Source organism: Catellatospora methionotrophica (assembly GCF_011297335.1).
GTDB classification, from domain to species: Bacteria; Actinomycetota; Actinomycetes; order Mycobacteriales; family Micromonosporaceae; genus Catellatospora; species Catellatospora methionotrophica.
In genome coordinates, this window is the sequence record NZ_JAAOTJ010000007.1 from 278,417 (window position 1) to 289,696 (window position 11,280).

An 11,280-nucleotide genomic window follows, 5' to 3' on the forward strand; every position below is an offset into this window, starting at 1 on the left:
CGCAGTCCGTCAGGACTCCCACCGGCGACCACCAGTTCATGACCAACGCAGGAAACAGCGAGAGCAGCATGACGTTCAGTGAGGAAGACGCCCGGCGTCGGGACCAGGGCGATCCGGGCCACCGGGAGTTGTTCCGGGTGCCGCCGGCGGAGGGCGGGGGATACCCGGAGACGGCATACATGGCCGGGAACTCGCTGGGGTTGCAGCCCCGGGCGACCCGCGATGAGCTGCTGGCCGATCTGGACGCCTGGGCTGAGCTGGGGGTCGAGGGGCACCTGGAGGCGGCCCGGCCGTGGCTGCCGTACCACGAGTTGCTGACCGGGCAGGCGGCGCGGCTGGTGGGGGCGCTGCCCGCCGAAGCCGTGGTGATGAACTCGCTGACGGTGAACCTGCACCTGCTGATGGTGTCGTTCTACCGGCCGGCGGGGACGCGTACCCGGATCGTGATCGAGGACGCGGCGTTCCCGTCCGACAGCTACGCGGTGCGCAGCCAGGCACGCTTCCACGGGCTGGACCCCGACACCGCCGTGGTACGCCTGCGGCCGCGCGCCGGGGAGGACTGCCTGCGGACCGAGGACGTGCTCGCGTTCCTGCGCGACGAGGGCGACACGGTCGCCCTGGTCATGCTCGGCGGGGTCAACTTCCTCACCGGTGAGCTGATGGACATCCCCGCTATCACCGCGGCGGGCCGGGCGGCGGGCGCGGTCGTCGGCTGGGACCTCGCGCACGCGGCGGGCAACGTGCCGCTGCGGCTGCACGACTGGGACGTGGACTTCGCGGCCTGGTGTTCGTACAAGTACCTGAACTCCGGCCCCGGCGCGCTGGGCGGGGTGTTCGTGCACGAGCGGCACCTCGGCGACCCGGACCTGCCCCGGTTCGAGGGCTGGTGGAGCACGGAGGCGTCGACCCGGTTCGAGATGACGCCGACGTCGCGCCCGCCGGCGACCGTCGAGGCGTGGCAGATCTCGAACCCGCCGATCTTCGCGATGGGCCCGGTGCGGACCTCGCTCGACCTGTTCGACAAGGTCGGCCTGGATACGCTGCGCGAGCGCAGCCTGCGGCTGACGGCATACCTGGAGGGGCTGCTCGACGAGGTGCTGCCGGGACGGCCGCTGGCCCAGGTCACGCCGCGTGACCCGGAGCGGCGCGGGTGCCAGCTGTCCGTGCGTACCACCGCGATGGGCGCGAACGAGCTGGCCCGGCGGCTGCGCCACGAGCACGGCGTGATCGCCGACGCGCGCCAGCCCGACATCGTGCGCTTCGCGCCGGTGCCGCTGTACTCGACCTATCACGACTGCTGGCGGGTCGCCCAGGCGCTCGCCGCGATCTTCCCGCGCAGCGAGGAGAAGGCATGAGCAAGGACAAGACCGTCGCCGTCGTCGGCGCGGGGCTGGCGGGCAGCCTGCTGACCTGCTACCTGACCCGCCGGGGCTACACCGTGACGATGTACGAGCGCCGCCCCGACCCGCGCACCGGCAAGGTCGAACGGGGGCGCTCGATCAACCTGGCGCTGTCCGAGCGCGGCCTGGACGCGCTGCGCCGGATCGACCTGGACCGGTCGGTGATGGCCGACGCGCTGCCGATGCGCGGCCGGATGATCCACCCCGTCGAGGGCGAGCCGGGCTTCCAGCCGTACAGCAGCGACGGTGAGCGGGCGATCAACTCGATCAGCCGCGGCGCGCTGAACAACGCCCTGCTGGAGGCCGCCACCGCGCAGCCGTTGGTGACCGCGTTCTTCGACCACCGCCTGACCGGCCTGGACCCGAAGACCGGCGACATGCGCTTCGACACCCCGCACGGCACGGTGGACGCCCAGGCCGACGTGGTCATCGGCACCGACGGCTTCAGCTCGGCGGTACGCGGGCAGCTGCTCGCGCACACCGGCCTGACCGAGAGCCTGGACTTCCTGGAGCACGGCTACAAGGAGCTGACCATCCCGGCCCGCGACGGCGAGTTCGCGATGGACCCGGGCGCGCTGCACATCTGGCCGCGCGGCGCGTCCATGATGATCGCGCTGCCGAATCCGGACCGCTCCTTCACCTGCACGCTGTTCTGGCCGACCGGCGGCACCGACGCGTTCGCGTCGCTGAGCAGCCCGGCCGCGATCGAGCAGCACTTCGCGCGGGTCTACCCGGACGTCACCGCGCTGGCCCCGAACCTGGTCGACGACTACCTGCACAACCCGGTAGGCGTGCTGGGCACGGTGCGGTGCGCCCCGTGGCACGCGTACGGCCGGGTGGGTCTGCTCGGCGACGCCGCGCACGCCATCGTGCCGTTCTACGGCCAGGGCGCGAACTGCGCCTTCGAGGACGTCGTCGAGCTGGACCGGATCCTCGACGAGACCGGCGACGACTGGGACCGGGCACTGCCCGAGTTCGAGGCGCGCCGCAGGGAGAACACCGAGGCGATCGCGCAGATGGCGCTGGACAACTTCGTGGAGATGCGCGACAAGGTCGCCTCCCCGGTGTTCCAGGCGCAGAAGAAGGTCGAGCACGCCCTGGAGCGGGCGCTGCCCGGCCGGTACGTGTCACGCTACGAGCTGGTGTCGTTCTCGACCACGCCCTACGCCCAGGTCCAGCAGCGGGTGCGCCGCCAGCAGCGGCTGCTCGCCGCGGCGGCGGGCGCGGCGCTGCTGGCCGTGGGCGCGCTGGCCGCGTTCGCCTTCCGGAAGGGCACGGGTCGATGAACTGGGATCCCATCATGATGACCGGCCGTCCAGCGGGTGAGCCGGGGCTGCTGCGCAACTTCGTCGGCGGGGAGTTCGTCACGGCGGGAAAGACGTTCGCGAAGGTGTCGCCGGTGACCGGCGAGACGGTGTTCGACGTCGCCGAGGCGGATGCCGCGACCGTGGACGCGGCCGTCGCCGCCGCCCGTGAGGCCCTGCGCGGGCCCTGGGGGCGGATGAGCGAGGGCGAGCGCGCGACCGTGCTGCGCCGGGTCGCCGACGAGCTGGAGCGGCGCTTCGACGACCTGGTCACGGCCGAGGTCGCGGACACCGGCAAGAGCATCTCGCAGGCCCGTACGCTCGACATCCCGCGCGGCGCGGCCAACTTCCGGGCCTTCGCCGACATCGTCGCGACCGCACCCACCGAGTCGTTCACGACCACCACGGCGACGGGATCCCGCGCCCTGAACTACGCGGTCCGCAAACCCGTCGGCGTCGTCGCGATCATCGTGCCGTGGAACCTGCCGCTGCTGCTGCTCACCTGGAAGCTCGCGCCTGCCCTGGCCTGCGGCAACGCCGTGATCGTGAAGCCGTCGGAGGAGACCCCGTCCTCGGCGACGCTGCTGGCCGAGGTGATGGCCGCCGCCGGGGTGCCCGAGGGCGTGTTCAACCTGGTCCACGGCTTCGGCCCGGACTCGGCGGGGGAGTTCCTGACCAGGCACCCGGGCGTGGACGCGATCACGTTCACCGGCGAGTCGGCGACCGGCAGCGCGATCATGCGCGCGGCGGCCGACGGGGTGAAGGCGGTCTCGTTCGAGCTCGGCGGCAAGAACGCCGGGCTGGTCTTCCCGGACGCCGACCTGGACGCGGCGGTGGCGGGTTCGGTGCGGTCCAGCTTCACCAACGGCGGCCAGGTGTGCCTGTGCACCGAGCGGCTGTACGTGCACCGCTCGATCTTCGACGAGTTCGCCGACCGGCTCGCCAAGCAGGCCGCCGAGCTGGCCTTCGGCTGGCCGCACGAGCAGGCCACGGTGAACATGCCGCTGATCTCGCGGCAGCACCGGGACAAGGTGCTCGGCTACTACGACCTGGCCCGCGCCGAGGGCGCGACCGTGCTGGCCGGTGGCGGTGTGCCACGCTTCGGCGACGCGCGCGACGGCGGGGCGTACGTGCAGCCGACGGTGCTGACCGGGCTGGCCCAGGACGCGCGGGTCAACCGCGAGGAGATCTTCGGACCGGTGTGCAGCCTGCTGCCGTTCGACGACGAGGACGAGGCGTACGCGCTGGCCAACGACAGCGTGTACGGCCTGGCGAGCACCGTGTGGACGCGGGACGTGGGCCGGGCGCACCGGGCCGGGTCGCGGCTGGACGCCGGGCTGGTCTGGGTGAACACCTGGTTCCTGCGCGACCTGCGCACCCCGTTCGGCGGCGTGAAAGCCTCCGGGGTGGGCCGGGAGGGCGGCGTGCACTCGCTGGCCTTCTACTCGGAACTGACCAATGTCTGCGTGGACCTGTCGTGACCGGCGCGGCCACGACCGGAGAGGTGAGCATGACCAAGGAACCCGCTGGTGACTCGTCCGGGCGGCCTGCCTGGACGGCGGACCACCCAGGACTCCCCACCAGCGTCGTCGACGAGGCGGTGCGGCTGCTGCGCGAGGCGCAGAGCACCCGCACCCCGATCGCGCCGCTGCGGGAGCGGCTGCTGCCGGTCGGGGACGTGACCACGGCGTACGCCGTGCAGCGGGCCATGACCGAGCAGGACGTCGCCGCCGGACGGCGCGTCGTCGGGGCGAAGATCGGCCTGACCAACCCGGCGGTGCAGCGGCAGCTCGGCGTCGACCAGCCCGACTTCGGAGTGCTGTTCGCCGACATGGCCGCCTTCGACGGGGCCGAGGTCGACACGACCCGCATCCTGCAGCCCAAGGTCGAGGCGGAGGTCGCCTTCGTGCTCGGCCGGGACCTGCCGCACGACCAGGTCACCGTCGCCGACGTGATCCGCGCGACCGACCACCTGCTGCCCGCGATCGAGATCGTCGGCTCGCGCATCGCGAACTGGGACATCTCCATCGTCGACACGGTCGCCGACAACGCCTCCAGCGCCATGTTCGTGCTGGGCGACCGCCCGGTGGCGCTGTCCGGTGTCGACCTGCGCCTGTGCGGCATGGTCCTGGAGCACGAGGGCGAGCCGGTCTCCGTCGGCGCGGGCGCGGCCTGCCTCGGCAACCCCCTGCACGCCGTCGCCTGGCTCGCCCGGACCATGGCCGTCGCGGGCACCCCGCTGCACGCGGGCGACGTGATCCTGTCGGGCGCGCTCGGGCCGATGGTCCCGGTGACGCCCGGGGCCGCCTACGAAGCGCGGATCTCGGGGCTCGGCTCCGTCCGCACGCGGTTCAGCGCATGAACGAGGAGCAGAGCACGGTGAAGGCCGGAGTGGCGGTCATCGGGTCGGGGAACATCGGGACCGATCTGATGATCAAGGTGTTGCGGTTGAGCGAGTCGCTGCGCATGGTGGCGATGGTGGGGATCGACCCGGAGTCCGACGGGCTGGCGCGGGCCGCGCGGCTCGGCGTGGCGACCACCGCCGAGGGCGTGGACGGGCTGGTGGCGATGCCGGAGTTCGCCGAGGTGGACGTGGTGTTCGATGCCACGTCGGCGGGGGCGCACCGGCGCAACGACGAGGTGCTGCGCCGGCACGGCAAGGTCGTGATCGACCTGACCCCGGCCGCGATCGGCCCGTACGTGGTGCCGACGGTCAACCTGGACGAGCACCTGGACCAGTCCAACGTCAACATGGTGACCTGCGGCGGGCAGGCGACGGTGCCGATCGTCGCGGCCGTGCACGCGGTGACGCCGGTGGCGTACGGCGAGATCGTCGCGTCGATCGCGTCCCGCTCGGCGGGCCCCGGCACCCGTGCCAACATCGACGAGTTCACCGAGACCACGGCCCGTGCCATCGAGGTCGTCGGCGGCGCGGCGCGCGGCAAGGCGATCATCGTGCTGAACCCGGCCGAGCCGCCGCTGCTGATGCGCGACACGGTGTACTGCCTGTGCGCGGACGCCGACGCCGACCGGGCCGCGATCGAGGCGTCGATCGAGGACATGGTCAAGCAGGTGCAGGGCTACGTGCCGGGTTACCGGCTCAAGCAGAAGGTGCAGTTCGACCGGGTGAGCGTGCCGATGCTCGCCGACCCGGCGCTGCAGGTGTCGGTGTTCCTGGAGGTCTCCGGGGCGGGGCACTACCTGCCCGAGTACGCCGGGAACCTGGACATCATGACGTCGGCGGCGCTGCGTACGGCCGAGCGACTGGTCGGCAAGCGCGCGGAGGTGGCGGCATGACTGAGGTCTACGTACAGGACGTGACCCTGCGCGACGGCATGCACGCCATCGGGCACCGGTACACCGTCGACCAGGTGCGGCAGATCGCCGCCGCGCTGGACGCGGCCGGGGTCGCCGCGATCGAGGTCGCGCACGGCGACGGCCTGGCCGGTTCCAGCGTCAACTACGGCCACGGCGCGGCCACCGACGCCGCGTGGATCGCCGCCGCCGCCGAGGTGATGACCCGGTCGAAGCTGACCACGCTGCTGCTGCCCGGCATCGGCACCATCGCCGACCTGAAGGCCGCCCGCGACCTCGGCGTGACCAGCGTGCGCATCGCCACGCACTGCACCGAGGCCGACATCTCCGCCCAGCACATCGGCTGGGCCCGCGACAACGGCATGGACGTCGCCGGCTTCCTGATGATGTCCCACATGAACGACCCGGCCGGACTTGCCGGGCAGGCCAAACTCATGGAGTCGTACGGTGCGCACTGCGTCTACGTCACCGACTCCGGCGGCCGCCTGCTGATGCGCGACGTCGCCGAGCGCGTCGACGCCTACCGGCAGGTGCTGGACGAGACCACGCAGGTCGGCATCCACGCCCACCACAACCTCTCGCTCGGCGTCGCCAACAGCGTCATCGCCGTCGAGCACGGCGACCGCCCCGGCGTGCCGGTGCGCGTCGACGCGAGCCTGGCGGGCATGGGCGCGGGCGCGGGCAACGCCCCGCTGGAGGTGTTCGTCGCCACCGCCGAGCTGATGGGCTGGCAGCACGGCTGCGACGTGTACGCGCTGATGGACGCCGCAGACGACGTGGTCCGGCCGCTGCAGGACCGGCCGGTGCAGGTCGACCGGGAGACGCTGTCCCTCGGGTACGCGGGCGTCTACTCCAGCTTCCTGCGCCACGCCGAGCGCGCCTCGGCCAAGTACGGCGTGGACGTGCGCTCGATCCTGGTCGAGCTGGGGCGACGCCGCATGGTCGGCGGCCAGGAGGACATGATCGTGGACGTGGCTCTGGACCTGGTCCAGGCGGCGGAGGGGGACAGGTGAGCATCTCCGAGATGGCCGTGCTGCTGGACGACGCGGCGGTCGACGCCACCGCGATCCCGCAGCTCACGCTCAGCCACGAGCTGGACGTCGACGGGGCGTACGCGGTCCAGGAGGCGCTGATCGCGCGCCGCCTCGACCGGGGCCAGCGCCTGGTCGGCGTCAAGATGGGGCTGACCAGCCGGGCCAAGATGGCGCAGGTCGGCGTACACGAGGTGATCTGGGGCCGGCTCACCGACGCGATGGCCGTGCCCGACGGCGGGCAGCTGAGCCTGGACGGGTTCATCCACCCCAGGATCGAGCCGGAGATCGCGTTCCTGCTGGGTGAGCACGGCATCGCCGCGGTCGCCCCCGCGCTGGAGATCATCGACTCCCGGTACGCCGACTTCCAGTTCACCCACGCCGACGTCGTCGCCGACAACACCTCCGGCGCGGCGTTCGTGGTCGGCGCCTGGCAGCCCGTCCCGGCGGGCGTCGACAACCTCGGCGTGCTGCTGGAGGTCGACGGCAAGGTCGTCCAGGCAGGCTCGACCGCGGCGATCCTCGGCGACCCGCGCCGCGCCCTGACCGAGGGCCGCGCCCTGACCGGCCGCTACGGCCTCGACCTGGAGCCCGGCTGGGTCTTCCTCGCCGGGGCCGCCACCGCCGCGGTGCCCCTGACGCCGGGCGCGCACGTGCGCGCCGTCGTCGAGGGCATCGGCACCGCCTCGCTGAAGGTGTCGGCATGACCGGGGCGAAGGTGGTGGTCGGCAAGGCCACGCCGCGCGGGAGGTTTCCGCACGTGAAGGTCGCGGGCGGGTTCGCGTTCGTGAGCGGTACGTCGAGCCGCCTGCCGGACAACACCATCGCGGGGGCGCAGGTCGACGCGATGGGCACGACCAGCCTCGACATCCGCGAGCAGACCCGCGCGGTGATCGGCAACATCGGCGACATCCTGCGCTCGGTCGGCGCGGACCTGACCGACCTCGTGCAGGTCACCACATATCTGGTCAACATGAACGACTTCGGCGGGTACAACGAGGTGTACGGCGAGTTCTTCGACGCCACCGGACCCACCCGCACCACGGTCGCGGTGCACCAGCTCCCGCACCCGCACCTGCTGATCGAGATACAGGCTGTCGCGCTGCTTCCCCAAGGAGGTTCGAAGTGACCGAGATTTCCGAGCCGGTGAGTTTCCCCGGCTGGATCGACGAGAACCAGCACCTGCTCAAGCCGCCGGTCGGCAACAAGCAGATGTTCCCGACCGGCGACGACTTCATCGTGATGGTCGTCGGCGGCCCGAACCAGCGCACCGACTTCCACGTGGACCCGTACGAGGAGTTCTTCTACCAGATCAAGGGCACCCTGCGGATCAACGTGATGACGCCGGACGGCCCGCGCACCATCACCGTGCCCGAGGGGCACATGTGGATGCTGCCCCGGCTCACCCCGCACTCGCCGCAGCGCGAGGCCGGTTCGATCGGCCTGGTCATGGAGCGGGTCCGCGAGGAGGGCACGCTGGAGAAGTTCCGCTGGTACTGCCCGAACTGCGCGAACGTCGTACACGAGGTGGAGCTGCAGGTGCGCGACATCGTCGCCGACCTGCCGCCGGTGTTCACCGCGTTCTACGACAGCGAGCAGGCCCGCACCTGCGACAAGTGCGGCACGCTGCACCCGGGCAAGGGCTGATGTCGCCCGTAGTCGACGTGCACACCCACGTCGTGCCGAAGGGCTGGCCGGAGCTGTCGGGCGAGTGCGGCGGCGACGGCTGGCCCTGGCTGCGCGTGGACTCCGAACGGGCCGCCATGATCATGGTCGGGGAGACCGAGTTCCGGCCGATCGGCGCGCAGTGCTGGGACGCCCCGACCCGGCTGTCCGACATGGCCGACGACGGCGTGGACGTCCAGGTCGTCTCGCCGACACCCGTCTTCTTCTCGTACGAGCGCCCCGCCGGCCAGGCCATGAAGGTGGCCCGGATCTTCAACGACCTCGCCCTGGAGGTCTGCGCCGCGGGCGGCGACCGGCTGGTGCCGTTCTGCCAGGTGCCGTTGCAGGACCCGGACCTGGCCTGCGCGGAACTCGACCGCAGCCTGGCGAACGGGCACGTCGGCGTCGAGATCGGCAACCACGTCGGCGACCGCGACCTCGACGACGCGGGCATCGTCCAGTTCCTGCAGCACTGCGCGCAGGTCGGCGCGCCGGTGTTCGTGCACCCGTGGGACATGCCGACCGGCCCGCGCCTGGACCGGTGGATGGCCCGCTGGCTGACCGGCATGCCCGCCGAGACCCACCTGTCGGTGCTGTCGATGATCCTCGGCGGCGTGTTCGACCAGGTGCCGGAGACGCTGCGGCTGTGCTTCGCGCACGGCGGCGGCAGCTTCCCGTTCTGGCTCGGCCGGGCCGACAACGCCTGGCACCGGCGCGGTGACGTGGTACGCGGCCAGTCCGCGCTGCCGCCGAGCCACTACACGCACCGCTTCTCCGTCGACACCGTCGTGTTCGACCCGGCCGCGCTGCGGCTGCTGGTGGACACGATGGGGGAGGACCGGGTGCTGCTGGGCAGCGACTACCCGTACCCGCTGGGCGAGCGCCCGGTCGGCGCGGTGGTGCGCAAGTCCGACTTCCTCACCGACGCCCAGCGCGCCAAGCTGCTCGGCGGCAACGCGCTGGCCTTCCTGGGGCGGGCGGCATGAGCGAGCGGATCGACCGGATCGGCGATGCCGACGGCGCACACGGCCAGGAGCGGGCATGAGCGAGGACAGGTCCGTGCTCACGCGCGAGGCGAGCGCGCCTGATCTCATGCTGCGCTACGGCCCGCTACCCGAGCACGTCGCCGACGCGTGGTGCGGTGACGCGCGGGCTGCCGTACGGCCGCTGGTCGTGATCGTGCACGGCGGTTTCTGGCGGCCGGAGTATGACCGTGCCCACACCCGCCCGATGGCCGCCGCGATCCGCGACGCGGGCTGGACGGTGGCGTCGATCGAGTACAGCCGCGTGCCCGGCGATCCGGACGCGACGGTGCGCGATGTCGCCGAGGCGCTCGCCGTCGTGCCGGGTGAGCTGGGCGGGCACGACGGAAGAGTGATCACGGTCGGGCACTCGGCCGGTGGCCACCTGGTGCTGTGGGCGGCGATCGCGGCCCCGGCCGCCCAGCAGGCCGGTACGCTGGCCCTGGCGCCGGTGGCAGACCTGCGGCTGGCGCAGCGGCTGGAGCTCGACGGCGGCGCGGTCGTCGATTTCCTGGGCGCTGACGCATCGACCCGCGCGGATCTCGACCCGGTCCGGCTGCCCGCCCCGGCGGGGCCGACGGTGCTGGTCCACGGCGTGTCGGACGCGATCGTGCCGGTCACCGTCGCGGAGTCGTACGCCGTCGGACAGCCCGGCAGCAGGCTCGTCGCGGTGCCGGACGCGGCCCACTTCGCGGTCATCGATCCCCTGTCGGGAGCGTGGCCCACGGTGCTCGCCGAGCTGTCGCGGCTCGGTGACTGACACAGCACGCGACCACCCCTGATCAGGTGGCCGCGCGCACTCCGCTAGCGTTGAGACGTTCATTCGGACTGAGCCGGGGGGCTTCACGGTGTCCACGCCAGATCTATCTGATCTACTGATCTACGCAGGCATCCCGCTCGCGGTGATCGGGATTATCTTTGCACTGGTCTATGCGGCCGGCGGCCGCAACGCCAAGCGGTACCGGCCCGGCCGGCCGTACGAGTTCGCGCCCGTGTGGTTCCTCGCCCGGCCCGAATCGGACGGACCGCAGGCGCAGCACGCGGCGCTGGACGCGGCTGCCCGCGCGGAACTGACCGCGGCCGGCGACATCGCGCCGGTCGTGGACGTGACAGGGGGCGCAAGTGACCGCTGGTGACCACTACGCCGTGTCCAGCACGGCGGTGCTCGACGGGCCGTTCACGACCCGTCAGCTGCTGCGGCTCGACGACGCGCTGCGCAAGGCCGACGAGAACAGCGGCCTGACCTTCAGCGTGTACGTCGGCGAGGTGAGCGAGCCGGTGCGCGAGGGCGCCGAACTGCTGCACGCGCGGCTGGCCAACCCGGCGGAGTCGGTGCTCATCGCCGTCGCCCCGGGCCAGCGCCAGCTGGAGATCGTCACCGGTTCGCAGGCCCGCAAGCGCCTGTCGGACCGCGACTGCAAGCTGGCCGCGCTGTCCATGGCGGCCTCGTTCGGCGGCGGCGACCTGGCCGGCGGACTCGTCAGCGGCCTCGCCCAGCTCACCGGGCTGGCCGGCAAGGCCTGACGGCAGGAACGTCGAAGGG

The 11,280-nt window shown here is 72.2% G+C and carries 13 protein-coding genes; all 13 read left to right on the forward strand.

The window, feature by feature from the left end:
* The first annotated feature begins 68 nt into the window (after positions 1-68).
* The 13 genes from kynU to HAV40_RS19210 all read left to right on the forward strand — a co-directional run bounded on the left by kynU (position 69) and on the right by HAV40_RS19210 (position 11,261).
* A complete protein-coding gene (gene kynU, locus HAV40_RS19150) occupies positions 69-1,355 on the forward strand; it encodes a kynureninase (protein ID WP_166383102.1) in 1,287 nt (428 codons plus the stop codon).
* Positions 1,352-2,686, forward strand: coding sequence for an FAD-dependent oxidoreductase (locus HAV40_RS19155; RefSeq protein WP_166383104.1), 1,335 nt, complete (start codon positions 1,352-1,354; stop codon positions 2,684-2,686). Before kynU ends, HAV40_RS19155 begins: the two co-directional genes overlap by 4 nt.
* Complete coding sequence (locus HAV40_RS19160) at positions 2,683-4,185, forward strand: 2-hydroxymuconic semialdehyde dehydrogenase (RefSeq protein ID WP_239086001.1); 1,503 nt, start codon at positions 2,683-2,685, stop codon at positions 4,183-4,185. Before HAV40_RS19155 ends, HAV40_RS19160 begins: the two co-directional genes overlap by 4 nt.
* 29 nt (positions 4,186-4,214) lie before the next feature.
* Entirely contained in the window at positions 4,215-5,066 is an 852-nt protein-coding gene (locus tag HAV40_RS19165) for a 2-keto-4-pentenoate hydratase (RefSeq protein WP_166383106.1), read from the forward strand.
* 17 nt (positions 5,067-5,083) lie between these two features.
* Positions 5,084-6,001, forward strand: coding sequence for an acetaldehyde dehydrogenase (acetylating) (locus tag HAV40_RS19170; protein ID WP_166383218.1), 918 nt, complete (start codon positions 5,084-5,086; stop codon positions 5,999-6,001).
* Entirely contained in the window at positions 5,998-7,032 is a 1,035-nt protein-coding gene (dmpG, locus tag HAV40_RS19175; protein WP_166383108.1) for a 4-hydroxy-2-oxovalerate aldolase, read from the forward strand. The genes HAV40_RS19170 and dmpG overlap by 4 nt, the downstream gene beginning before the upstream one ends.
* A gap of 11 nt (positions 7,033-7,043) precedes the next feature.
* Positions 7,044-7,757, forward strand: a complete 714-nt coding sequence (locus tag HAV40_RS19180; protein WP_166383220.1) for a 2-keto-4-pentenoate hydratase — start codon at positions 7,044-7,046, stop codon at positions 7,755-7,757.
* A complete protein-coding gene (locus HAV40_RS19185) occupies positions 7,754-8,179 on the forward strand; it encodes a RidA family protein (RefSeq protein ID WP_166383109.1) in 426 nt (141 codons plus the stop codon). The genes HAV40_RS19180 and HAV40_RS19185 overlap by 4 nt, the downstream gene beginning before the upstream one ends.
* On the forward strand, positions 8,176-8,697 hold the full coding sequence (locus HAV40_RS19190; RefSeq protein ID WP_166383111.1) for a 3-hydroxyanthranilate 3,4-dioxygenase: 522 nt from the start codon (positions 8,176-8,178) through the stop codon (positions 8,695-8,697). The genes HAV40_RS19185 and HAV40_RS19190 overlap by 4 nt, the downstream gene beginning before the upstream one ends.
* Entirely contained in the window at positions 8,694-9,701 is a 1,008-nt protein-coding gene (locus tag HAV40_RS19195; protein WP_203671166.1) for an amidohydrolase family protein, read from the forward strand. The genes HAV40_RS19190 and HAV40_RS19195 overlap by 4 nt, the downstream gene beginning before the upstream one ends.
* A gap of 55 nt (positions 9,702-9,756) precedes the next feature.
* Complete coding sequence (locus tag HAV40_RS19200; protein ID WP_166383115.1) at positions 9,757-10,497, forward strand: alpha/beta hydrolase; 741 nt, start codon at positions 9,757-9,759, stop codon at positions 10,495-10,497.
* Positions 10,498-10,585: 88 nt separating this feature from the next.
* On the forward strand, positions 10,586-10,873 hold the full coding sequence (gene ctaJ / locus HAV40_RS19205; RefSeq protein WP_166383117.1) for an aa3-type cytochrome oxidase subunit CtaJ: 288 nt from the start codon (positions 10,586-10,588) through the stop codon (positions 10,871-10,873).
* Positions 10,860-11,261: a DUF5130 family protein gene (locus HAV40_RS19210; RefSeq protein ID WP_166383119.1), complete on the forward strand. Its 402-nt coding sequence runs from the start codon at positions 10,860-10,862 to the stop codon at positions 11,259-11,261. The genes ctaJ and HAV40_RS19210 overlap by 14 nt, the downstream gene beginning before the upstream one ends.
* Positions 11,262-11,280 lie beyond the last annotated feature (19 nt).